The 23,823-nt window shown below is 71.9% G+C and carries 21 protein-coding genes and 1 tRNA gene; 14 read left to right on the top strand and 8 right to left on the bottom strand.

Annotated elements, in window-relative coordinates:
- Positions 1 to 90: 90 nt before the first annotated feature.
- The 4 genes from trxB to CAE01nite_RS01025 all read left to right on the top strand — a co-directional run bounded on the left by trxB (position 91) and on the right by CAE01nite_RS01025 (position 3,977).
- Complete coding sequence (trxB, locus tag CAE01nite_RS01040) at positions 91 to 1,101, top strand: thioredoxin-disulfide reductase (RefSeq protein WP_146898651.1); 1,011 nt, start codon at positions 91 to 93, stop codon at positions 1,099 to 1,101.
- Positions 1,101 to 1,451 carry a thioredoxin gene (gene trxA / locus CAE01nite_RS01035; RefSeq protein WP_146898648.1) on the top strand — a complete coding sequence of 117 codons (351 nt, stop codon included), beginning with the start codon at positions 1,101 to 1,103 and terminating at the stop codon, positions 1,449 to 1,451. Before trxB ends, trxA begins: the two co-directional genes overlap by 1 nt.
- Positions 1,452 to 1,695: 244 nt before the next feature.
- On the top strand, positions 1,696 to 2,925 hold the full coding sequence (locus CAE01nite_RS01030) for an aminotransferase-like domain-containing protein (protein WP_246130967.1): 1,230 nt from the start codon (positions 1,696 to 1,698) through the stop codon (positions 2,923 to 2,925).
- 89 nt (positions 2,926 to 3,014) lie between these two features.
- Positions 3,015 to 3,977: a D-alanine--D-alanine ligase family protein gene (locus tag CAE01nite_RS01025; protein ID WP_146899799.1), complete on the top strand. Its 963-nt coding sequence runs from the start codon at positions 3,015 to 3,017 to the stop codon at positions 3,975 to 3,977.
- A 239-nt stretch (positions 3,978 to 4,216) separates the two neighbouring features.
- On the opposite strand, the gene CAE01nite_RS01020 is transcribed toward CAE01nite_RS01025, so the two are convergent.
- From CAE01nite_RS01020 to rpmH, 8 genes are all read right to left on the bottom strand, one after another.
- A complete protein-coding gene (locus CAE01nite_RS01020) occupies positions 4,217 to 5,299 on the bottom strand; it encodes a ParB/RepB/Spo0J family partition protein (RefSeq protein WP_146898643.1) in 1,083 nt (360 codons plus the stop codon).
- A complete protein-coding gene (locus tag CAE01nite_RS01015) occupies positions 5,296 to 6,198 on the bottom strand; it encodes a ParA family protein (RefSeq protein WP_146898640.1) in 903 nt (300 codons plus the stop codon). Before CAE01nite_RS01015 ends, CAE01nite_RS01020 begins: the two co-directional genes overlap by 4 nt.
- Positions 6,199 to 7,625: 1,427 nt before the next feature.
- Entirely contained in the window at positions 7,626 to 8,267 is a 642-nt protein-coding gene (rsmG, locus tag CAE01nite_RS01010) for a 16S rRNA (guanine(527)-N(7))-methyltransferase RsmG (protein ID WP_246130926.1), read from the bottom strand.
- A 202-nt stretch (positions 8,268 to 8,469) separates the two neighbouring features.
- Positions 8,470 to 8,985, bottom strand: a complete 516-nt coding sequence (locus CAE01nite_RS01005) for a Jag family protein (RefSeq protein WP_146898634.1) — start codon at positions 8,983 to 8,985, stop codon at positions 8,470 to 8,472.
- A 37-nt stretch (positions 8,986 to 9,022) separates the two neighbouring features.
- The gene (gene yidC / locus CAE01nite_RS01000) at positions 9,023 to 10,219 is read right to left on the bottom strand and encodes a membrane protein insertase YidC (RefSeq protein WP_146898631.1); all 1,197 of its coding nucleotides are present in this window, start codon (positions 10,217 to 10,219) and stop codon (positions 9,023 to 9,025) included.
- A 51-nt stretch (positions 10,220 to 10,270) separates the two neighbouring features.
- Positions 10,271 to 10,579 (bottom strand): membrane protein insertion efficiency factor YidD, encoded by a 309-nt coding sequence (yidD, locus tag CAE01nite_RS00995; protein WP_146898628.1) that lies wholly within the window; start codon positions 10,577 to 10,579, stop codon positions 10,271 to 10,273.
- Positions 10,580 to 10,583: 4 nt separating this feature from the next.
- Positions 10,584 to 10,943: a ribonuclease P protein component gene (gene rnpA / locus CAE01nite_RS00990; protein ID WP_146898625.1), complete on the bottom strand. Its 360-nt coding sequence runs from the start codon at positions 10,941 to 10,943 to the stop codon at positions 10,584 to 10,586.
- A 7-nt stretch (positions 10,944 to 10,950) separates the two neighbouring features.
- On the bottom strand, positions 10,951 to 11,088 hold the full coding sequence (rpmH, locus tag CAE01nite_RS00985; RefSeq protein WP_109131294.1) for a 50S ribosomal protein L34: 138 nt from the start codon (positions 11,086 to 11,088) through the stop codon (positions 10,951 to 10,953).
- A gap of 386 nt (positions 11,089 to 11,474) precedes the next feature.
- Between rpmH and dnaA the strand changes: the two genes are divergently transcribed.
- The 10 genes from dnaA to CAE01nite_RS18305 all read left to right on the top strand — a co-directional run bounded on the left by dnaA (position 11,475) and on the right by CAE01nite_RS18305 (position 23,808).
- A complete protein-coding gene (gene dnaA, locus CAE01nite_RS00980) occupies positions 11,475 to 12,953 on the top strand; it encodes a chromosomal replication initiator protein DnaA (protein ID WP_146898623.1) in 1,479 nt (492 codons plus the stop codon).
- A 541-nt stretch (positions 12,954 to 13,494) separates the two neighbouring features.
- Positions 13,495 to 14,625 carry a DNA polymerase III subunit beta gene (gene dnaN, locus CAE01nite_RS00975; protein ID WP_146898620.1) on the top strand — a complete coding sequence of 377 codons (1,131 nt, stop codon included), beginning with the start codon at positions 13,495 to 13,497 and terminating at the stop codon, positions 14,623 to 14,625.
- A 14-nt stretch (positions 14,626 to 14,639) separates the two neighbouring features.
- Positions 14,640 to 15,581: a phosphogluconate dehydrogenase (NAD(+)-dependent, decarboxylating) gene (gnd, locus tag CAE01nite_RS00970; RefSeq protein ID WP_146898617.1), complete on the top strand. Its 942-nt coding sequence runs from the start codon at positions 14,640 to 14,642 to the stop codon at positions 15,579 to 15,581.
- A gap of 91 nt (positions 15,582 to 15,672) precedes the next feature.
- Positions 15,673 to 16,899: a DNA replication/repair protein RecF gene (recF, locus tag CAE01nite_RS00965; protein WP_146898615.1), complete on the top strand. Its 1,227-nt coding sequence runs from the start codon at positions 15,673 to 15,675 to the stop codon at positions 16,897 to 16,899.
- Positions 16,889 to 17,545 carry a DciA family protein gene (locus tag CAE01nite_RS00960; RefSeq protein ID WP_307724963.1) on the top strand — a complete coding sequence of 219 codons (657 nt, stop codon included), beginning with the start codon at positions 16,889 to 16,891 and terminating at the stop codon, positions 17,543 to 17,545. Before recF ends, CAE01nite_RS00960 begins: the two co-directional genes overlap by 11 nt.
- A 166-nt stretch (positions 17,546 to 17,711) precedes the next feature.
- A complete protein-coding gene (gene gyrB / locus CAE01nite_RS00955) occupies positions 17,712 to 19,766 on the top strand; it encodes a DNA topoisomerase (ATP-hydrolyzing) subunit B (protein WP_246130965.1) in 2,055 nt (684 codons plus the stop codon).
- A 206-nt stretch (positions 19,767 to 19,972) separates the two neighbouring features.
- Positions 19,973 to 22,660 (top strand): DNA gyrase subunit A, encoded by a 2,688-nt coding sequence (gyrA, locus tag CAE01nite_RS00950; protein ID WP_246130964.1) that lies wholly within the window; start codon positions 19,973 to 19,975, stop codon positions 22,658 to 22,660.
- A 131-nt stretch (positions 22,661 to 22,791) separates the two neighbouring features.
- The gene (locus tag CAE01nite_RS00945) at positions 22,792 to 23,520 is read left to right on the top strand and encodes a DUF3566 domain-containing protein (protein ID WP_246130924.1); all 729 of its coding nucleotides are present in this window, start codon (positions 22,792 to 22,794) and stop codon (positions 23,518 to 23,520) included.
- A gap of 73 nt (positions 23,521 to 23,593) precedes the next feature.
- Positions 23,594 to 23,667, top strand: a tRNA-Ile gene (locus CAE01nite_RS00940).
- A gap of 21 nt (positions 23,668 to 23,688) precedes the next feature.
- The gene (locus CAE01nite_RS18305; protein WP_222595784.1) at positions 23,689 to 23,808 is read left to right on the top strand and encodes a DLW-39 family protein; all 120 of its coding nucleotides are present in this window, start codon (positions 23,689 to 23,691) and stop codon (positions 23,806 to 23,808) included.
- Positions 23,809 to 23,823: the final 15 nt, after the last annotated feature.

Genomic DNA, 23,823 nt, shown 5'->3' with positions numbered 1-23,823 from the left:
CCGGTCGCGGGAACACATCGGTCCTAGGATCGGTTCGGCAGATCGACGGCGCGACACCGCGCCGGACGAGGACGAGGACGAGGTAGCGCGTTGACCGAGCAGACCACCCCACTCCGTGACGTGATCATCGTCGGCTCCGGACCGGCCGGTTACACGGCCGCCGTCTACGCCGCACGTGCCGGACTGGCACCTCTCGTGATCGCCGGCTCCGTCACGGCCGGCGGTGCGCTGATGAACACCACCGAGGTCGAGAACTTCCCCGGCTTCCCCGACGGCATCCAGGGCCCCGAGCTCATGGAGGCCATGCAGAAGCAGGCCGAGAAGTTCGGCGCCGAGGTGCTCTGGGACGACGTCGTCGAGATGGAGCTCACCGGCGAGGTGAAGACCCTGCGCACCGGTGGCGGCGAGGTCTTCACCACCCACGCCGTGATCCTGGCGACGGGGTCGGCGTACCGCGAGCTCGGGCTGCCGGACGAGAAGCGCCTGTCGGGCCGGGGGGTCTCGTGGTGCGCCACCTGCGACGGGTTCTTCTTCCGCGACCAGGAGATCGTCGTCGTCGGGGGCGGGGACTCCGCCGTCGAGGAGGCGACCTTCCTGACCCGGTTCGCGTCCAAGGTGACGATGGTCCACCGCCGCGACCGCCTGCGGGCGTCGCGCATCATGGCCGACCGCGCGGCGAAGGACCCCAAGATCGAGTTCGCCTGGAACAGCGAGGTCGTCGCGATCCACGGTGAGAACAAGGTGTCCGGCGTGACCCTGCGGGACACGGTGACCGGCGAGGAGCGCGAGCACCCGGCCGGCGGCGTCTTCGTCGCGATCGGTCACGTGCCGCGCACCGAGCTGCTCGGCGGCCAGGTCGACCTCGACGAGAACGGGTACATCCAGGTCGTCGGCCGCACGACGCTGACCAACATCCCCGGCGTCTTCGCCTGCGGCGACGCGGTCGACAACGTCTACCGCCAGGCGATCACCGCGGCCGGCTCCGGCTGCGCCGCGGCCCTCGACGCCCAGCACTACCTCACCGGTCTCGGGGACGTCGGCACCGAGGGACCGGTCCTGCCCGAGGCTGCCGCTGCACTCGCCGCACTCCAGGAGGCCTGATGTCCGCCCCGACCGCTCCCACCACGCCGGTGCACGTCACCGACGCCACCTACCGCGCCGAGGTGCTCGAGTCCGAGCTGCCCGTCGTCGTCGACTTCTGGGCCCCCTGGTGCGGGCCGTGCCGGATGGTCGCGCCCGTGCTGGACGAGCTCGCGCTCGTGTACGCGGGCCGCGTGAAGATCGTGAAGGTCAACACCGACGAGAACGGCCAGGTCGCCGCCGACTACGGGATCGTCTCGATCCCCACCATGCACTTCGTCAAGGACGGCGAGCTGGTCTCCAGCGTCGTCGGCGCACGGCCCAAGCCGGCGCTCGTCCAGGAGATCGAGACGGCGCTGCTCAGCGCCTGAGACGCCTTCTCCCGACCTGGATCGGGACGGGGCGTGGTCGCACGCCGGACGACCCGGTCCGGCGTGCGACACTCGGGGCATGACCTCCAGGACGCCCGGGGCAGGTGCGCTGCCCCCCACCGGGGCCGCCGCCACGCCGGCCGTCCCCCCGACCGACCCGACGACGACACCGAGCCCCACGGCGAGCACGCACGGGACCCGGCTCGACCCCTGGCTCGACGCCTACGCCGACCGCGCCCACGGCATGCGCGCGTCGGAGATCCGCGCGCTGTTCGCCGTCGCCAACCGCCCCGAGGTCGTGTCCCTGGCCGGCGGCATGCCGTACCTCGAGGGCCTCCCCCTGGACGTCCTCGCCGACATGACCCGCCGGGTGGTCGCCACCCGCGGGACCGTGGCGCTGCAGTACGGCTCCGGGCAGGGCGACGAGACGCTCCGCGAGCAGATCCTCGAAGTCATGCGACTGGAGGGCATCGACGCCCACCCCGACGACGTCGTCGTCACGACCGGCAGCCAACAAGCTCTGGACCTTGTGACGCGCATCTTCGTCAATCCCGGTGACGTCGTCGTCGCCGAGGCGCCGAGCTACGTCGGGGCGCTCGGTGTCTTCCGCGCGTACCAGGCCGACGTCGTCCACGTGCCGCTCGACGAGCACGGCCTCGTCCCCGCCGCGCTGGACGAGACGCTCACGGCGCTCGCCCGCCAGGGGCGCACGGTCAAGCTCCTCTACACCGTCCCGAACTTCCACAACCCCGCCGGGGTGACGCTGTCCGCGGAGCGGCGGCCGCAGATCCTGGCGATCGCCCGTCGGCACGGCGTCCTGGTCCTCGAGGACAACCCGTACGGCCTGCTCGGGTTCTCCGGCGAGCCGCTGCCGGCGCTGCGGTCGCTGAGCTCCGACGGGGTGATCTACCTGGGCTCGTTCTCCAAGACGTTCGCGCCCGGCTACCGCGTGGGCTGGGCCGTCGCCCCGCACGCGGTCCGCGAGAAGCTCGTCCTGGCCAGCGAGTCGTCGATCCTCAGCCCCTCGAACGCGTCACAGCTGTCCATCTCCGCCTACCTGTCGACGTGCGACTGGCGCGGGCAGATCAAGGCGTTCCAGGAGCTGTACCGCGAGCGGCGCGACGCGATGGTCGGCGCCCTCGGGGAGCACCTGCCCGACGCCTCGTGGACCGTGCCGGACGGCGGCTTCTACACCTGGGTCCGGCTCCCGGAGGGCCTGGACGCCAAGGCCATGCTGCCGCGCGCGGTCACCGCTCGGGTCGCCTACGTCCCGGGGACCGCGTTCTACTTCGACGACCGCGGGCACGACCACATGCGGCTGTCGTTCTGCTTCCCGACCCCGGAGCGCATCCGGGAGGGCGTCCGGCGGCTCGCCGGGGTCGTCGCCGGCGAGACCGAGCTCGTGTCGCTGTTCGGCACCTCCGGCGCGCGGCCCGGTGACGACGTCCAGGCGCCGTCGCCCGACCTCGCCTGACGCCGACGTCCCCACCCGTTGCTCCAGGAGGACCATCCGTGACCACCGCTGCCGCCCCGACGACGCCCTCCCCCGGTGCCGCGCCCCACGTGGCGCCCAAGCCGCGCGTGGTCGTCCTGGCCGGCGGCCTGTCGCACGAGCGGGACGTGTCGCTGCGCTCGGGACGCCGGGTCGCGGAGGCGCTGCGCGGGGCCGGCATCGAGGTCACCGTGCACGACGTCGACTCCGACCTCATCCCCGCGCTCACCCAGGCCCGGCCGGACCTCGTGTGGCCGCTCCTGCACGGTGCGACGGGTGAGGACGGGTCGGTCCGGGACGTCCTGGAGATGCTGGACCTGCCGTACCTGGGCACGGACCCACGCGCGAGCCGCGTCGCATGGAGCAAGCCGGTAGCCAAGACGGTCGTCGCCCGTGCCGGCCTGCGCACTCCGGACTTCGTCACGCTGCCGCAGAGCCTGTTCCGCGAGCTCGGGGCAGGACGGGTCCTGGAGGCGATCGTCCAGCGGCTGGGCCTGCCGTTGGTGGTCAAGCCGTCCCGTGGCGGCTCGGCGCTGGGCGTGACACTCGTGCGCGACGCCGCGGAGCTGCCGCGGGCCATGGTCGACGCGTTCGCCTACGGGGACACGGCCCTGGTCGAGCGTGCGGTGGAGGGCCGGGAGATGGCCGTCAGCGTCGTGCAGAGCCCGGACGGTCTGCGTGCTCTGCCGGCGGTCGAGGTGGTCACCGATGGGCCGTACGACTACGACGCCCGCTACAACCCCGGCCGCACGGAGTACTTCGCCCCGGCGCGCCTCGACGCCGCGACGGCGCGAGCGGCCGCGGACATGGCCCTCCAGGCGCACCGCGCGCTGGGACTGCGACACCTGTCCCGCACGGACCTCGTCCTGACCGACGACGGCGTCGCGCACTTCCTCGAGGTCAACGTCGCCCCGGGCATGACGGAGACCTCCCTGTTCCCGCAGGCCGCGACGGCCGCCGGGCACGACCTCGGGACGCTGTACCGCGAGCTCGTCCAGCTGGCGTTGCGGGACGCCGCCGCGACTGGGGTCTGAGAGCGGTCCGAGCACCCGTTCGGCGTCCCGAGCGCCGGTTCGGCTCCCCTCCACGTCCGCCGATCACCGCCAGCGTTTCGATATCGATTTCTATGCGCTTCCCTTGCCGAACGGTGGGCTCTCGTTCACCCAGCTGGGCGGGCACGACGTTGCCTGCGACAGCGCGTGCGCAACGGCGAGCTGATGCCCGGCGCCGTCCCCGTGTAGGGCGGCGCTGGAGATCGGCAGTCGGCGGCGCCTCAGGGCTTCAGCAGTCCGGCGTCCTCGGGGGACAGGGTCGCCAGGATCCGGTTGAGGTCCTGCACCGACGCGAACTCGACCGTGATGCGGCCCTTGCTCTTGCCGAGGGCGACCTTCACCCGGGTCTCGAAGCGGTCGGAGAGCCGGGCGGCGAGATCCTCGACCGCCTGGAGACGCGGACTGCCCACCGCACGGCGCGCCGGCGTCGTCGGACGAGGGGTGTCACCGCCCAGCGCGACGATCTCCTCGGTCGCGCGGACCGACAGCCCCTCGGCGACGATGCGCTGGGCGAGTCGCTCGATCGCCGCACCGTCGGCGAGACCGAGGAGCGCTCGGGCGTGGCCCGCGGAGAGCACCCCGGCGGCGACCCGGCGCTGCACCAGCGGGGGGAGCCGCAGGAGCCGCAGCGTGTTCGAGATCTGCGGGCGGGACCGGGAGATCCGGGCGGCCAGCTCGTCGTGCGTGCAGCCGAAGTCCTCCAGGAGCTGCTGGTACGCGGCCGCCTCCTCGAGCGGGTTGAGCTGGCTGCGGTGCAGGTTCTCCAGCAGCGCGTCCCGCAGCAGGTCCGCGTCGTCGGTCTCCCGGACGATCGCCGGGACGACCGACAGGCCGGCGAGCTGCGTCGCACGCCAGCGGCGCTCCCCCATGATGAGCTCGTAGCCCGGCTCCCCGTCCCGGGCTGCCCGGACGACGACCGGTTGCAGCACACCGATCTCCCGGATCGAGCCGGCCAGCTCTTCCAGGGCGTCCTCGTCGAACTCCGTCCGCGGCTGGCGGGCGTTCGGGCGGATCGCGCCGACCGGGATCTCGGCGAAGTAGGCACCCGGCACCGGCACCAGCTCGTCCGTTTCACGTGAAACATCGGTTCGCGGCGCCGGGTCGAGTGCCGGCGGGCTCGCCACGACCGCCGCGCCCTCCCGGAAGATCGTCGACGCGCCGTCCGCCGTGGTGGCCGCCGCCGCAGCAGCGTTCCGAGCACCCTCGACGTCCGGGAAGAAGACGTCCACCGGACGCTGCCCGTCCGATGCCGTCGGGATCAGGGCGCCGAGGCCGCGCCCGAGCCCCCGTCGCTTCTCGCTCATCGTGTGTGCTCTCCGTCCGTGGCGGCGTGCGCCACTGTTGCTGCCCCACGCTCCGCCAGCTCGCGCGCAGCCTCGAGGTAGGCCAGCGCACCGCTGGACCCGCTGTCGTAGCTCATGACCGTCTGCCCGTATCCCGGCGCCTCCGACACGCGCACCGAGCGCGGGACCGTGGTCCGCAAGGTCACCTCGGGGAAGTGCTCGCGCACCTCGGCCGCCACCTGCTGCGCGAGATTCGTGCGGGCGTCGTACATGGTCAGGAGGATGGTGCTGACCCTCAGCTCCGGGTTGAGGTGCGCGCGCATCAGCTCGATCGTCTTGAGCAGCTGGCTCAGCCCTTCGAGCGCGTAGTACTCGCACTGGATGGGGATCAGGACCTCGCGGGCGACGACGAAGGCGTTGACCGTCAGCAGTCCGAGGCTCGGGGGACAGTCGACGAACACGTAGTCGAGGCGCTCGAGTCCGTCGCGCTCACGCGTGACCACGTACTCGTCCAACGCTCGGCGCAGCCGTGTTTCACGTGAAACGAGCGACACGAGCTCGATCTCCGCGCCGGACAGGTCGATCGTCGCCGGCAGGCACCACAGCCGCGGGAAGTCGGGGCACTGCTGGACGGCCGCGCTCATCGGGGCGTCGTCGACGAGCACCTCGTACACCGACGGAGTGCCGGCGCGGTGCTCGATCCCGAGAGCGGTCGACGCGTTGCCCTGCGGGTCGTTGTCGATCACCAGCACGTTGAGCCCGCCCTTGGCGAGCGCTGCAGCCAGGTTGACGGCTGTGGTCGTCTTGCCGACGCCACCCTTCTGGTTCGCGACCGTCAGAACCCGCGTGGTGCCCGGCTTGGGGAACCGGCGCCCGCGCAGCTGGATCCGGCGCCGCGCGTCCCGCGCGAGCTCTGCCATGAGGGGAGTCGACTCATCGCCCGAGGGGAGGCTGTCGACGAGTGCGGCTCGACGCCGGTCGTCCACCGACGCCGTACCCGCCGATGTTTCACGTGAAACGTCGGTCCTCGCCTGGCCTGATCGGGCCGTTTCACGTGAAACATCGACGTCACCGCTCGCCGGCGACCCGGTCGCCGCGTCCACGAGCGCCGCACCGTGACCTGCTGTCCCGTCGCTCATGCCGGTCCGTGGAGCCCCGTCGAACTCCGCCGCCACGGCGTTCATGGCTTTGCTCCGCTGATCACGCCGAGGAGCCTAACCCGCGCTGACCAGGAGTCCTGACCGCCCACGCCGGGGGCGCCGTGCTCGACGAAGAGCGCCCTCGGTGCGTCGCTGGACCGAGCCAGTGGGAGGTCCATGACCCGCTCCGTGCGACGTCGAAGCCGCCAGCCGCCCTCGAGGCACCAGTCTTCCGAGAGGACCTCCCTGCTCCGCCGTGGACACCGGCGCCCTCGCGGACACCGACGCTCTGCCGCGGACCCCCGCGCCCTGCCACCGACACCCGCCGTCGGTCGGGACGTCAGCATCGCTCACTTGCAACTTCTGCCCACCGGCGTGAGAGCGCTCCCACCTGCCGCCGAGGCCGAGGTCGAGGACGAGCCCGAGTAGAAACTTCCCGGGGGCACCCAGAGCGACGCAACGGAGCACATCATTCCGACCACGTCGGACCCACTGACCCAGGCACGACCGCCGCGTTTCGAGCATGCGTGCACTCAAGCGGATGCCGAGCGGTCCGGAACGACACAGCGCCTCGCCTGTCGCCAGCATCGTCCTGCGTCCTGAAGCAGACGGCGCTCGATGATGAACCGGAGCACCGCGGGCGCCTGGATCGATCTGGCTGACGCACCGTGGCCATCGCCGGCCCTGTGCAGATGGGCACACCTGACGCAGCGGTGCGATGTCGAAGGCCACCGACAGCGCGACCGTCAGCGGTTCGCCTGCGACCGGGACGGACGAGCGATCGGGCGGCGACTGACGCAACACGTCACCGCGACTGGTCCGTCCGTCGCCTCCGACCACGTACCGCGGCCGAACGACCCATGCTCGCGGGTCCAGCGCACGCATCGGTGCTTGCCACAGGTCGCCACCACCGCGGCCGCGCGCTGTGGACGCGGCCACCCGCTCGCCTTCTCGTCCGCGCGGACGACCCGTCGCTTCGACGCAGGTCTCACCCCCCGACCGCCGACGGGACGGCTGGCACCCACGTCCGTGACGAGCGCACACCTGGATGCCGGTCACCGTGCCGGCACGTCGACATCTCCGCAGAGGGCTTCACGTCCCGCACCGGTTCCGCCGACCCGTGACCCGAAGGGTCCCAGGTTCGCCTCCGTGCGCTGAGCCGACCGACGTGCACCTGGCAACCCCGTCCCGCCGCGCGCCGGCGGTCGTCAGCGTCGGCGGGCAGCGTCCTTGACGACCCGCACGACCGTCGTCGTCTCCAGCCCCTCGACCGTCCCTGCCTCGAGGACCTGCGTCGCGCCACCGCCGAGCTTGCGCAGCACGTGCCTCGCCGCCTCCACCTCATCGGCAGCCTGCCGGCCCTTGAGCGCCACCAGGACGCCACCCGGCACCAGCAGGGGGAGGGTCCACCGCGCGAGGCGGTCCAGCGGCGCCACGGCACGCGCGGTGACGGCCTCGGCCTCGACGGCGCCGTGGAACTCCTCCGCCCGGCCGCGCCGCACGACCACGTTGTCCAGCCGGAGGCGGGCGACCACCTCGGAGAGCCAGTCGACCCGCCGCTCCATCGGCTCGACGAGGACGACCTCGACATCCGGCAGCATGGCCGCGAGGACGACGCCGGGGAGGCCGGCTCCGGAGCCGACGTCCACCAGTTGCCCCGTGCCCGGCAGGTGCTGAGCCACGGCAGCGCTGTTGAGGAGGTGCCGCTCCCACAGCCGCGCCACCTCACGCGGGCCGATCAGACCGCGGAGGACGCCCTCCTCGGTGAGCATCGTGTGGAACGCGGACACCACCGGGAACGCCGGTCCCAGGTAGCTCTCGACCCGCGGGTCGCCAGCCAGCCGGTCCACGGGCGCCTCGGTCGGCGCCTCACGACCCACCGAGCCCGCAGCCGCTACGTCCTCGCCGTCACGCCCGGCCGAGGCAGAGCCACCTCCGCCGCTCACCTCGGCAGCCGCACCGCCGGCTCGTTCCACGTGAAACCACACCCGCCTACTCATTGACGCTTCAACCACTGAGCGACGCGGCGACACCCGGAAGCCGCGCGCTGCCTCACGCGGGGTGGATCACCACGTGCCGTGCCGGCTCGACGCCCTCGGAGTCGCTCGTCAGCCCGGCGGCGGCGACGGCGTCGTGCACCACCTTCCGCTCGAACGGGTTCATCGGCTCCAGCGCCAACCGCGTGCCGGAGGACCGCACGGTCGCGATCGCCGCGGCGGCGACCGCCAGCAGCTCCGTCCGGCGACCGGCGCGGAACCCGGCGATGTCTAGCATCAACCTGCTCCGGTCGCCGGTCTTGGCCTGCACGGCCAGCCGCGTGAGCTCCTGCAGCGCGTCGAGCACCTCACCGTCCTGACCGACCAGACGTGCGAGCGCCCGCTCGGAGCCGGCCTCCGCCACGATCTCCACGGCCGCCCGCCCGTGGTCGATGTCGATGTCGATGTCGCCGTCCAGGTCGGCGATGTCGAGCAGCTCCTCGAGGTAGTCGGCGGCGATCTCGCCCTCCTCCTCCAGCCGCTTCATCGCGGTGGGCTCGGCCGGCACCTGCTGCTCTGCGGATGTCGTCATGACTGCTCCCTCTCCAGGAGATGCCCCGAGGGCACGGTCAGTTGGTCGGCTTCGTGGTGGGGGAGGCCGCGGCGTCGTCGCCGGACCCCGCCGGACGCTGGCGTCCGCCACCGTGCTGGGTGCCCTTCGGCTCCGCCGCGGGACGCATGGCGGTCGCGCCCCCGGGCCGGGCGGCTGCGCCGGGCCCCGACTTCGCGGTGCCGCCGGGGGTCCCGCCACCACCGGGCTTGGTGGTCGCCGCCGGCTTCGATCCCGGCGCGGGTGCCTTCTTGGCGCGCTCCTTGCGGACCGGCTGCTGACGCTGACCCTTGGGGACCACCGGGTCGAGGGTCGTCGAGCCGCCGGCCGCGGATCCCGCGCTGTCAGCACCCACCACGCCCTGGCCCTTGCGCGCCTTGCGGGCCTCGAGCCGCTTGGCGGCCTCGGACCCCGGGGTCGGCATGCGCCGGATCGTGTAGAACTGCTGGCCCATCGACCACAGGTTCGTGGTCGTCCAGTACAAGAGCACGCCGATCGGGAAGTTGACGCCCGAGAACGCGAAGATCAACGGCAGGACGTACAGCAGCACCTTCTGCTGCTGCGCCATCGGGCCCTGCAGCGCCGACGGCGGCATGTTCTTCATCGTCAGCTGGCGCTGGGTGAGGAACGTCGTCGCTGACATGGCCACGATCAGCAGGATCGTGACGATGCGCGTGCTGCCCGCGGCCGCACCTTCGGCGGCGGCCTGCATGAACGTCGACGACAGGGGTGCACCGAAGATCGTCGAACGCTCGGCCTGCTCGGCGACCGCCCGACCGAGCGGGCCGATCGGGTCCGCCGTGCCGGCGCCGATCTCGTCGAGCGAGTTCAGCACGCGGAACAGCGCGAAGAAGATCGGGGACTGGGCGAGGATCGGCAGGCAGGACGCGAACGGGTTCGTGCCGTGCTTCTTGTACAGCGCCATCGTCTCGCGGCTCATCGCCTCGCGGGACGCGGGGTCGGTCTTCCCCTTGTACTTCTTCTGGATCGCCTGCATCTCCGGCGCGAGCAGCTGCATCCCGCGCGACGCCTTGATCTGCTTGAAGAAGAGCGGGATCAGCAGGATCCGCATCACGATCACGAGCACGACGATGGAGAGCCCCCAGGCGAGCCCGGACTCCGGCGACAGCCCCACGGCGGTGAGCCCCGAGTGCGCCAGGTACATGATCCAGGCGACGACCCATTCGATCGGTGCCAGGAAGGCGAAGAAGTCCATCGGTGCGATCCCTACGTCGGTCAGAGCTCAGGTGCCCGCGAAGGGCGCTGTTCAGTGCTGGTGGTCGTGCGAGGTCCGAGCCTCATCCTTCACCCTCGCGGGCGGAACGTCGTCCACCCCACCGGGGTTCCACGGGTTGCACCGCAGCAGCCGCCACGCCGCCAGCGCCGCGCCCCGCAGCACGCCGTGCCGCTCCACGGCGACCAGGGCGTACTGCGAGCAGCTCGGGTAGAAGCGGCACGACGGCGGGTACAGCGGCGACACCACCTGCTGGTAGAGGCGCAGGAACCAGCCCACGACCCGCCGTGGCCACGCCGCCGCCCCGTGCACGGGACGCTCGTCGGGGACGTCGTCAGCCATGACGTCACCGCTGCCGGGAACGCAGGCGCTTCGTCGCCCCGGCCAGCGCCCGGTCGAGATCGCGGGCCAGGGCGTCGGACGTCAGGCCCGCCGCAGGAGGCAACGCACGAACGACCAGCCGCCCACCGTCGGGCAGCTGGTCGATCCGATGTGTCATCTGGGCGCGCAGCCGGCGCTTGACGCGGTTGCGCACCACGGCGTTGCCGACGCTCTTCGCGACGACGAACCCCACGTGGGGGTTCGTGCCCGGGACCGAGTCGCTCGCGAGGTGCACCACGAGAGACGTCGTCCCGCTGCGGGCACCGCGACGCACCGCCTGCTCGAACTCGGCAGGGCGGCGCATGCGGGACGCCGCGGGGAGCACCGAGCGGTCAGGCGGAGAGCTCTTCGCGGCCCTTGCGGCGACGCGCGGCGAGGATCGCGCGGCCCGCGCGGGTGCGCATCCGCAGGCGGAAGCCGTGGGTCTTCGCCCGGCGCCGGTTGTTCGGCTGGAAGGTCCGCTTGCTCACGAGGGTTCTCCAAGTACTTCGGGGATCACACCGCTCGGCGTGAGCGGTGCCAGGTCTGCTGCCACCCCGACGTCGCGGCGACGGGCCGCGGTGGTCCGTCGTGCGGGCACGACGGGGGAGCCGTCGAGAACGGCTTGGCAACGTTACGCTCCGCCGCTCGACCGGGTCAAATGGTGGCGCGTGGGTGCGATATCACTCGTGAGGTACTGGCGCCGGCACGCCACGCCGGGGGAAGATCCTCGGCGGAGTCCCGCCCGCGTGCTGGCGCGATCCTGCCACGAAGGTCACGGGCAGGTCGCGGAGATCACACAGGGTGTGGACAACTGTGTGGATCACGGGGGGCCGTGCCAGACTTCCGGCCGGACGTGCGACCAGCTGCAGCGAGGATGACCGTGTCAGGACAGGACGAGGGCATCAGCCATGTCTGGGACCGGGCCCTCGCGCAGATCGAGGAGAGCCCCGACGTCACCCCTCGTCAGCTCGCCTTCGTCAAGCTCGCCAAGCCCCTCGGGCTGCTGGACGGGACCATGCTGCTCGCGGTCCGCAACGACCTCACCAAGGACTACCTCGAGTCCCGGGTGCGCGCCGAGGTCAACGCCGCGCTGACCCACGCGCTCGGTCGCGAGGCACGGTTCGCCATCACCGTCGACCCCGACCTGGAGACGCCGATCCCGGAGCCGACGACGCTGCGGCCCGCGCCGCCGCTCCCGGTCGCCGTGGACGACGACGTCATGCGTCCCTTCGACGACGACCTGTCCTACGACGACCAGCCGTTCGAGCCCGGGTACACCGGTCAGCGGAGCGTCCCGGGCAAGAAGATCGTGGTCGAGCCGGCACGGCTCAACCCCAAGTACCTGTTCGAGACGTTCGTCATCGGCTCGTCGAACCGGTTCGCGCACGCGGCGGCGGTCGCGGTCGCCGAGGCGCCGGCCAAGGCGTACAACCCGCTGTTCATCTACGGCGACTCGGGGCTGGGCAAGACGCACCTGCTGCACGCGATCGGCCACTACGCGCACAACCTGTACCCCGGGGTCCGCGTGCGGTACGTGAACTCCGAGGAGTTCACCAACGACTTCATCAACTCGATCCGCGACGACAAGGCCGGCGCCTTCCAGCGCCGCTACCGCGAGGTCGACGTGCTCCTCGTCGACGACATCCAGTTCCTGCAGGGCAAGGAACAGACGATGGAGGAGTTCTTCCACACCTTCAACACCCTGCACAACGCCAACAAGCAGGTCGTGATCACCTCCGACCTGCCGCCCAAGCAGCTCAACGGGTTCGAGGACCGCATGCGGTCGCGGTTCGAGTGGGGCCTCATCACCGACGTCCAGCCGCCGGACCTCGAGACGCGCATCGCGATCCTGCGCAAGAAGGCCGGCAGCGAGCGGCTCCAGGCACCCGACGACGTCCTGGAGTACATCGCGTCGAAGATCTCCACCAACATCCGCGAGCTCGAGGGCGCCCTGATCCGGGTCACCGCGTTCGCCAACCTCAACCGCCAGCAGGTGGACCAGGCGCTCGCCGAGATCGTGCTCAAGGACCTGATCTCCGACGACAACGCCGAGCAGATCACGGCCGCCGTCGTGATCGGGCAGACGGCCTCGTACTTCGGGCTGACGATCGACGACCTGTGCGGGTCGTCACGGTCCCGGGTGCTGGTCACGGCCCGGCAGATCGCCATGTACCTGTGCCGGGAGCTCACCGACATGTCGCTGCCCAAGATCGGCCAGGCCTTCGGCGGGCGTGACCACACCACCGTGATGCACGCCAACCGCAAGATCCGCGAGCAGATGGCCGAGCGGCGGTCGACCTACAACCAGGTCACCGAGCTCACCAGCCGCATCAAGCAGCAGCGCCGCGGCTGACCTGCGGGCGCAGCGCGACGGCGGCAATCGCACCGAGATCTCCCCGTCGGAGTCACAGGTCCTGTCACGCCGGACGGCGCTCCGCTGTGCCCGCCCGGACCGACGTCGTCCTGCTCACAGGCGACCTTGTTCACACCTGTGCACATCTCTGTGGACGGCGGTGGACGGCGCGCCTGGCGCATGTGGACGCCACGGGTCGCTCCCGTGGACGCCAGATGACAGGAATCTATCCGTCCACGGGCGCACCCGGCGGTCCACGGCCCGGACACCGCGGGCGTCCACAGCGTCGGCACCGCCCTGACCAGGGAACTCGTCCTCGGTCCACACCGTGCACAGAGGCGATGACAACGATGAACGTGTCATTCCAGGAGAGATCCACAACGCCTTCATCAGGGCACGAGGGCGATCCGGCGCAGGGTCGGACGAGCGGTCGCGGGACCGTTACCCGCCCCTGGCGCTCTGCCGTAGTGTTCGGACGCAATCACCACGAGGCGCCTGACGCCGTCGTGCGTGGACGACGGCGCAGCGAACGGGGAGTGGCATGAAGTTCCGGGTCGAGCGCGATGTCCTGGCCGAAGCCGTCACCTGGACCGCACGCTCCTTGCCCACCCGTCCGCCGGTCCCGGTGCTCGCCGGGGTGCGGATCGAGGCGGACGCGGCCGGGACCCTGCACCTGTCGAGCTTCGACTACGAGGTCTCGGCGCGGTCCGAGGTCGTCGCCGAGGTCAGCGAGCCGGGGACCGTCCTGGTCTCGGGCCGCCTGCTCGCCGAGATCTCCCGTGCCCTGCCGGCCAAGCCGGTCGACGTGGTGCTGGACGGCACCAAGGTCACCGTCACCTGCGGTGCCAGCCGCTTCACGCTGCTGACCATGCCGGTCGAGGACTACCCGGCACTGCCGGTGATGCCGCCGCTGTCCGGGACGATCGACGGCGACCAGCTGACCCAGGCGGTCGCGCAGGTGACCGTGGCCGCCAGCCGGGACGACACGCTGCCCCTGCTCACCGGCGTCCGGGTCGAGATCGAGGGCGAGAAGATCACCATGCTCGCCACCGACCGCTACCGGCTGGCGATGCGTGAGCTCACCTGGAACCCGGCCTCGCCGGACTTGTCGGCCGTCGCGCTCGTCCGTGCCCGCACGCTCTCCGACGCCGCGAAGTCGCTCGGCGGCGCCGCGCAGGTCAACGTCGCCCTGGCCACCGGCGCCGGCGTCGACCTCATCGGCTTCGAGGCGGGCGGCCGGCACACGACGTCGCTGCTCGTCGAGGGCGACTACCCCGCCGTGCGCCGGCTGTTCCCCGACGAGACGCCGATCCACGCGGTCGTGGCGACCCAGCAGCTGGCCGACGCCGCCAAGCGCGTGGCCCTGGTCGCCGAGCGCAACACCCCGATCCGGCTGTCGTTCACCGAGGGCCAGGTCGTCCTGGACGCGGGGCAGGGCGACGACGCCCAGGCGTCCGAGGCGCTCGAGGCGGCGCTGGTCGGCGAGGACATCTCGGTGGCGTTCAACCCCCAGTTCCTGCTCGACGGCCTGGGCGCGCTGACCACGGACTTCGTGCGGCTGTCGTTCACGCACCCGAACAAGCCGGTGGAGTTCACCGGGCAGACCTCGCTCGAGGGTGATGACATCCAGCAGTACAGGTACCTGCTGGTGCCGATCCGGTTCGCGAGCTGACGAGGGGTTCGAACATGCACATCGGCCTGGTGGGTCTCGGCAAGATGGGCGCCAACATGCGCGAGCGCCTGCGCGACGGCGGGGTCGAGGTGACCGGCTACGACCGCAACCCCGACGTGACGGACGTGCCGTCGCTGGAGGCTCTCGTCCAGGCGCTGCCGGCCGAGCAGCGCGTCGTGTGGGTCATGGTCCCGGCCGGTGCGATCACGCGCGGCGTCGTGGACGAGCTCGCCAGGCTGCTGGGCGCGGGCGACATCCTCATCGACGGCGGCAACTCGTACTACAAGGACGACCTCGTGCACGCCGAGGTGCTCAGCCCGCGCGGCGTCCGCTACCTCGACGTCGGGGTCTCCGGCGGCGTGTGGGGCCTGAAGAACGGGTACGGGCTCATGGTCGGTGGCGACGACGAGTCGGTCGCCACCCTCATGCCGGTGTTCGACGCGCTGCGGCCCGAGGGTCCGCGCGACGAGGGCTTCGTGCACGCCGGCAGCGTCGGCGCGGGCCACTTCGCCAAGATGGTGCACAACGGCATCGAGTACGGCCTCATGCAGGCCTACGCCGAGGGCTTCGAGCTGCTGTCGGCGAAGAAGGACATCGTCACCGACGTCCCCGGCACCCTCAAGGCGTGGACCCGCGGGACGGTCGTGCGGTCCTGGCTGCTGGACCTGCTGGTCAAGGCCCTCGAGTCCGACCCGGAGCTGGGCACGATCGACGACTTCGTCGAGGACTCCGGCGAGGGCCGCTGGACGGTGGACGAGGCGATCGACGCCGCGGTCCCCCTGCCGGTGATCTCCGCCGCGCTGTTCGCCCGGTTCGCGTCCCGGCAGGAGCCGTCGCCGGCCATGCAGGCGGTCGCGGCGCTGCGCCAGCAGTTCGGCGGCCACGCCGTGCGCGCCGCCGGCGTCCACCTCCCGCCCGCCGGCACCGGCGAGGGTCAGCCGGCCGTCGCCGGCTGACCGGCCGCCCGACGGCGTCCCGTCCGGCCGGACCGGTGAGGTCCGGCCGGCCAGGGCCGCCCCCGCACCGCCCGTCGACCCGAGAGCCTGCGTGTACGTCTCCCACCTGTCCCTGACCGACTTCCGCTCGTACCACGCCGTCGACCTCGAGCTCGAGCCGGGGGTCACGGCGCTGGTCGGACCGAACGGCCAGGGCAAGACGAACCTCGTCGAGGCGATCGGGTACGTCGCGACCCTAGGCAGCCACCGCGTACCCACCGACGCGGCGCTGATCCGGGCCGGCGCGCCGCGGGCGGTCGTGCGCGCCAAGGTGGTGCGCGGGGACCGTCCGACGCTGGTGGAGATCGAGGTCACCGCGGGCAGGGCGAACCGCGCCCGGATCAACCGGTCCCCGGTGCCGCGCGCCCGTGACGTGCTGGGCATCCTGCGCACCGTCCTGTTCGCGCCGGAGGACCTGGCCCTGGTGAAGGGCGACCCGGACGGGCGCCGCCGGTTCCTGGACGAGCTGTCGTTGCTGGTGACGCCGCGGATGGCCGCGGTCGTCGGCGACTACGACCGGGTGCTGCGTCAGCGCAGCGCGCTGCTGAAGTCCGCCGGCGCGGCGATGCGTGGCGCACGCGGCGGTGCCGACCTGCGCACCCTCGACGTGTGGGACGCCAAGCTCGCCCAGACCGGTGCGCAGATCATCGCCGCACGTCAGGCGCTCGTCGGCGCCCTGCACCCGCACGTGGCCGGCGCGTACGAGCAGGTCAGTGCGGGGCAGGGCGAGGCACGGATCGAGTACCGGTCGTCGCTGGAGGCCGCCCTGAGCGACCCGTCCGACGCGGCCGGGCCGTCGGGCCCGTCGGTGCCGCCGGACCCGGCCGCCCCCCGGCTGCCGGGCGTCGAGGTCCTCGAGGCGCAGCTGCTCGAGGCGATGGGTCGGCTGCGCAGCAGGGAGATCGAGCGCGGGGTGTGCCTCGTCGGGCCGCACCGCGACGACCTGACCCTGACGCTGGCCGGCCTCCCGGCCAAGGGGTACGCCAGCCACGGGGAGTCGTGGTCGTTCGCCCTGGCGCTGAGGCTCGCGTCCTACCGGCTGCTGACCGAGCCGGACGGGCCGGAGTGGGTGTCGGACTGGGGCGAGGACGGGGAGCCGGTGCTCGTCCTGGACGACGTCTTCGCCGAGCTCGACGTCCGCCGGCGCGACCGCCTGGCGCAGCTGGTGTCCGGTGCCGGGCAGGTGCTCGTGACCGCGGCGGTCGCCGGTGACGTGCCCGAGCAGCTGTCCGGCGGGCGGGTCGACGTCGTGGACGGGACCGTCACCCGTGCCGTCTGACGACCGGGACCCGGTCCAGCCGGCGGAGCCGATCGAGCTACCGGAGCCGGGGGCCCGGGCGGCCCGGTCCGACGAGGACCCGGACGCCGAGGACCTCGCGCCGCGACGGCCGCCGGGCGAGGACGTCCGCCCGGTGGGCGAGCGGGTCGACCTCACGCCGCCCGCCGAGGTCGCGCGGGCCGCGCTCAACCGCGCCAAGGCCGCGGCGGCCGCGCGCGGCATCCGGCCCGGTCAGGAGCCGCGACGCCGCTCGCCGCTGGAGCCGCCCCGCGGGTCGCCGGGCAAGGACGGTCGCGACCCCCGGCTGGTCGCGGACACGCTGGCCGCCCTGGTGCGCGACCGCGGCTGGACGCAGGACGTGTCGGTCGGCGGGGTGGTGGGGCGCTGGCGCGACGTCGTGGGCGACCAGGTGGCCGACCACTGCGAGCCCGAGACGTTCGAGGACGGCGTGCTGACGGTGCGGACGGACTCGACGAGCTGGGCGACCAACCTCAAGCTCCTCGCGCCGCAGCTGCTGCGCCGGCTGGCCGACGACGTCGGGGAGGGCGTGGTCACCGAGGTGCGCGTCCTGGGACCGTCCGGACCGGGGTTCAAGCGGGGTCCGCGATCGGTGCCGGGACGCGGTCCGCGCGACACCTGGGGATAGCGGCTCCGCGGCGGGGGTTGGCGGCCTCCGCCAGGTAGACTGTGAGGGTCATTCCTGGCGCGTCTGCGCCCGGAACTCCAGCGCCCCGGACTGATCCGCCATCGACGGGTCTGTCGCGGCGCGTGCGAGACCTTGAGGAGCACCACCCACAGTGGCCGAACAGAGCCTGGACACGCCGACGCCGACGCCGACGGACGGCGGGCCGGCGACCCCCGACGGTGGCTACGACGCCAGCAACATCACCGTCCTCGAGGGTCTCGAAGCGGTCCGCAAGCGGCCCGGCATGTACATCGGCTCCACCGGCGAGCGCGGGCTCCACCACCTGGTGTACGAGGTCGTCGACAACTCCGTCGACGAGGCGCTGGCCGGCTACTGCGACACCATCGACGTCACGCTGCTCGCCGACGGCGGCGTGCGCGTGGTGGACAACGGCCGTGGCATCCCGGTCGACATCGTCGCCAGCGAGGGCAAGCCGGCCGTGGAGGTCGTGCTGACGGTCCTGCACGCCGGCGGCAAGTTCGGCGGCGGCGGGTACGCGGTGTCCGGCGGCCTGCACGGCGTCGGCGTTTCGGTCGTCAACGCGCTCTCGGAGCGGCTCGCGGTCGAGGTCCGCCGCGGCGGCAGCACCTACCAGCAGGCCTACCGCAACGGCGTCCCCCAGGCCGCTCTCGCCGAGGTCGGCCCCGCGGACTCCACCGGCACCTCGGTGACGTTCTGGGCCAGCGCGGAGACGTTCGAGACCACCACGTACGACTTCGAGACGCTGCGGTCGCGCTTCCAGCAGATGGCGTTCCTCAACAAGGGCCTGCGGATCTCCCTCACGGACGAGCGCCCCGAGCACACCGGCACCGAGGACGAGGTCGCCGGCGGCGCGACGGAGACCACCCCGGCGGAGACCGACGACCCGGCGCCCACCCGTCGCCGGGTGAGCTACAAGTACGACGGCGGCCTCGTCGACTACGTCAAGCACCTGAACTCGGCCAAGAAGGTCGAGGTGGTCCACCCGGAGATCATCGACTTCGAGTCCGAGGACACCGACCGCCGGATCTCGGTGGAGATCGCGATGCAGTGGACCTCCGCCTACTCGGAGTCGGTGCACACGTACGCGAACACGATCAGCACGACCGAGGGCGGCACCCACGAGGAGGGCTTCCGCGCGGCGATGACGTCGCTGGTCAACCGGTACGCCCGGGACAAGAACATCATCAAGGAGAAGGACGAGAACCTCACCGGGGACGACATCCGCGAGGGCCTGACCGCCGTCATCTCCATCAAGCTCGGCGAACCGCAGTTCGAGGGCCAGACGAAGACCAAGCTCGGCAACACCGAGGCCAAGACCTTCGTGCAGAAGGTCGTCAACGACCAGCTCGGTGACTGGCTCGACTCCCACCCGTCCGAGGCGCGCGACGTCATCCGCAAGTCCATCCAGGCCGCCGCCGCACGCATGGCGGCGCGCAAGGCGCGCGAGGCGACCCGGCGCAAGGGCCTGCTGGAGTCCGGCGGGATGCCCGGCAAGCTGCGTGACTGCCAGTCGAACAAGCCGTCGGAGTGCGAGGTCTTCATCGTCGAGGGCGACTCGGCCGGCGGCTCGGCCGTGCGTGGCCGCAACCCCCGCACCCAGGCGATCCTGCCCATCCGCGGCAAGATCCTCAACGTCGAGCGGGCTCGGCTGGACAAGGCGCTGAACAACCAGGAGGTTCAGGCGCTCATCACGGCGTTCGGCACCGGCATCGGCGAGGACTTCGACCTGGCCAAGCTGCGGTACCACAAGATCGTGCTCATGGCCGACGCCGACGTCGACGGCCAGCACATCTGCACCCTGCTGCTGACCCTGCTGTTCCGGTACATGCGCCCGCTGATCGAGAACGGGCACGTGTTCCTCGCCCAGCCGCCGCTGTACCGGATCAAGTGGTCCAACGCCGACCACGACTACGTCTACTCGGACCGGGAGCGCGACGCGGTGGTCGCCGCGGGGCAGGCCGCCGGCAAGCGGATCCCCAAGGACAACGCGATCCAGCGCTACAAGGGCCTGGGCGAGATGGACTACTCCGAGCTGTGGGACACCACGATGGACCCCGAGCAGCGGACGCTCTTGCAGGTCACGCTGGACGAGGCCGCCGCCGCGGACGAGATCTTCGCGATCCTCATGGGCGAGGACGTGGAGTCGCGCCGGTCGTTCATCCAGCGCAACGCCAAGGACGTGAGGTTCCTCGACATCTGACGCCGCCGGCCGGGCCCCGCACGGGCCCGGCCGGCCGCACGCGAGCAGCTCTCGAGGACAGCGCACGGATCAGGCGGCCACGGCCGCGGCACGAGACGAGGTAGACGGTGACGGATCAGACTCCCCCCGGCACGGGGGACGGCACAGCGGGCGGCCCCCGCGTCGCTCAGGGCGGCGACGGGCAGGCCGACGGCGCGTTCCACGACGTGCTCGCGCACGGGCGCATCGACCAGGTGGACCTCCAGCTGGAGATGCAGCGGTCGTACCTCGACTACGCGATGAGCGTCATCGTCGGGCGTGCGCTGCCCGACGTCCGGGACGGCCTGAAGCCGGTGCACCGCCGCGTGCTGTACGCGATGTTCGACGGCGGCTACCGCCCGGACCGCGCGTACTCCAAGTGCTCGCGCGTCGTCGGCGACGTCATGGGCAAGTTCCACCCGCACGGCGACACGTCCATCTACGACGCGCTCGTGCGCCTCGTGCAGGACTGGTCCCTGCGGTACCCGCTGGTCGCCGGGCAGGGCAACTTCGGCTCGCCCGGGAACGACCCCGCCGCGGCGCCCCGGTACACCGAGTGCCGCATGGCCCCGATCGCCATGGAGATGGTTCGGGACATCGACCAGGAGACGGTCGACTTCCGGGACAACTACGACGGCCGGACGCAGGAGCCCGCAGTCCTGCCGTCGCGGTTCCCGAACCTGCTCGTCAACGGCAGCGCCGGCATCGCCGTCGGCATGGCCACCAACATCCCGCCGCACAACCTGCGCGAGGTCGCCGAGGGCGTGCGCTGGCACCTGCAGCACCCCGAGGCGTCCAAGGACGAGCTCCTCGACGCGCTGCTCGAGCGGATCAAGGGGCCGGACTTCCCGACCGGCGCGCAGATCCTCGGCCACCGCGGCATCGAGGAGGCGTACCGGACCGGTCGCGGCTCCATCACGATGCGTGCGGTCGTGAACGTCGAGGAGATCCAGGGACGCATCTGCCTGGTCATCACCGAGCTGCCGTTCCAGGTCAACCCGGACAACCTCGCCACCAAGATCGCGGACCTCGTCAAGGAGGGCCGCATGCAAGGCATCGCGGACATCCGCGACGAGACCTCCGGCCGCACCGGCCAGCGCCTGGTCATCGTGCTCAAGCGCGACGCCGTCGCGAAGGTCGTGCTCAACAACCTTTACAAGAACACCCAGCTGCAGGAGAACTTTTCCGCGAACATGCTAGCGCTGGTCGACGACGTGCCGCGCACGCTGAGCATCGACGCGTTCGTCCGGCACTGGGTGTCCCACCAGCTCGACGTCATCGTCCGGCGGAGCCGGTTCCGGCTGCGCGAGGCCGAGGAGCGCGCGCACATCCAGCGCGGGTACCTCAAGGCGCTCGACGCGCTGGACGAGGTCATCGCCCTCATCCGCCGCACCCCCACGGTGGAGGAGGCCCGCGACGGCCTGATGGCGCTGCTCGGGGTGGACGAGATCCAGGCGACCGCGATCCTCAACCTGCAGCTGCGCCGGCTCGCGGCCCTGGAGCGCCAGCGCATCCTCGACCTGTTCCAGGAGCTCGAGCGCCAGATCGCCGACCTCCAGGACATCCTCCGCGACGAGAGCCGGCAGCGAGCGATCGTCGGCGACGAGCTCGACGAGATGGTGGCCCGGTACGGCGACGAGCGCCGCACCACCATCCTGCCCTTCGACGGGGAGGTCTCCATGGAGGACCTCATCGCGGAGGAGGAGGTCGTGGTGACGATCACGCGCGGCGGCTACGTCAAGCGCACCCGGACCGACGCGTACCGCGCGCAGCGGCGCGGCGGCAAGGGCGTGCGCGGGGCGCAGCTGCGCGAGGACGACATCGTCGACCACTTCTTCGTCACGACGACCCACCACTGGCTGCTGTTCTTCACCAACTACGGCCGGGTGTACCGGGCCAAGGGCTACGAGCTGCCCGAGGGCGGCCGCGACGCCAAGGGCCAGCACGTCGCGAACCTCATGGCGTTCCAGCCCGGGGAGCGGATCGCCCAGGTCCTGGACCTGCGCGACTACGAGCAGGCCGAGTACCTGGTGCTCGCCACCCGCCGTGGGCTGGTCAAGAAGACCCGCCTGACCGAGTACGACTCGAACCGGTCGGGCGGGGTCATCGCGATCAACCTGCGCGAGGACGCCGAGGGGCAGGCCGACGAGCTGGTCTCGGCGCGGCTGGTCGACCCGAGCCACGACCTCATCCTGGTGTCGCGCAAGGGCCAGTCGATCCGCTTCACCGCGAGCGACGAGGCGATGCGGCCGCTGGGGCGTGCGACGTCCGGCGTCACCGGGATGAAGTTCCGCACCGACGACGAGCTGCTGGCCATGGACGTGGTGCGTCCGGGGGCCCAGCTGTTCGTGGTCACCGAGGGCGGGTTCGCCAAGCGCACCGACATCGACGAGTACCGCGTCCAGGGCCGCGGGGGCCTGGGCATCAAGGTGGCCAACCTGGTCGAGGCCCGTGGCGACCTGGTCGGGGCGCTCATCACCGACGAGGACGACGAGGTGCTGGTCATCATGGAGCGCGGGAAGATCGTGCGCTCCGCCGTGGCGGAGGTGAACGTCACCGGCCGCAACACCCAGGGCGTCACGTTCGCCAAGCCCGACCGGGGCGACCGGATCATCGCCGTGGCGCGGAACATCGAACGTCAGGTGGAGGAGGCCGCTAGCGTGGACGGCGGCCTGCATGCCGAGCCGGCCGGGGAGACCCTCGGCGACGACGTGCCCCAGGTGGTGACCGACGACGCGGCGGTGGTCGACGAGGCCCCCGTCGTGGACGACGCCGAGCCGGACGACAGGCCGGCCGACAGGCTGGACGACGACGCCGCGGACCAGGACGGCGTGCCCGACGAGACGACCGTGGTGAGCGAGGGCGACGACGAATGAGCACCGAGCAGCCGGTACCCCCGTCGATCCCGCCGCAGGGACGACCGCCGCGCCCGCCGGCGGGACCGTCCGTCGGTGCGCCCGCAGGCGGAGCACCCGGCCAGTTCGCCGCTCCTGCGGCCGGCGCCAGGGTGACGACCCCCGAGACGGTGGGCGCCGAGGCCGCGCGTGCCGCCGAGGCCGGGACGAGCCCGGAGCCGGGCCGAGAGGAGTCGGTCATGGCCGGGTCCCGGGCCCGCGCCGCTGCCGCGGGAGGCGCAGCGGCCGGCGCGGTCCGGCGGGTCGTCCGCGGCGCGACCGCTGCGGCCATCAACGCGTCGTCGGGACCGTCGGGCGCCGACCCGGCGACCGGTGCGCAGGGCACGACCAGCGGTGCCGGCAGGGTGCCGCGTGCCTCGCAGACCGAAGGGGACCCGACCATCGCCGCCACCGACACCGCCCCGCGCACCGCCTCGGCCCGCACCGGCCAGACCGCACCGGCGCCGGCCCGTGACTCCGGTCCCCGTCGCGTCCGGCTCAACCTCTCCCGGGTCGACCCGTGGTCCGTGATGAAGCTGTCGTTCCTTCTGTCCTTCGCGATCGGCATCATGATCGTGGTCGCCGCGGTGGTCGTGTGGTTCGCCCTCGACAGCCTCGCGGTCTTCACCACGATCAACGACATGATCACCGAGATCGTCGGGCAGGAGTCGCCCATCGACGTGCTCCAGTTCCTCGACCTCAGCCGCGTGGTGTCCGGTGCGATGGTGGTCGCGGTCGTCGACGTCGTCCTGCTGACCGCGCTGTCGACCATCGGGGCCTTCCTCTACAACATCACCGCGGCCCTCGTCGGCGGCGTGAACGTGACGCTCACCGACGAGTGATCGGCGGATTGGGACGGGCGGCCCGGCTGGGGTAGTCTCGTCCGGCGCCCGGGGACGACCCGGTCGCGAGTGCGGGCCTTTAGCTCAGGCGGTTAGAGCGCTTCCCTGATAAGGAAGAGGTCACAGGTTCAAGTCCTGTAAGGCCCACTCCCGCTCCCTGGGGGTCCGATGAAGAAGGTCCTGCTCCTCATGCTCACCGCGGCAGGTGGCTACCTGGCGTGGCGCCGGGTCAGCGAGGACCGCGCGGACCGGGACCTGTGGGCGGAGATCACCGACACCGTCGAGTGATCGACCGGCGGGCCG

This window comes from Cellulomonas aerilata, from assembly GCF_007991755.1.
Taxonomy (GTDB): Bacteria; Actinomycetota; Actinomycetes; order Actinomycetales; family Cellulomonadaceae; genus Pengzhenrongella; species Pengzhenrongella aerilata.
Note: the sequence above shows the minus strand (reverse complement) of the source record. Positions and strands in the feature narration are given on the sequence as shown.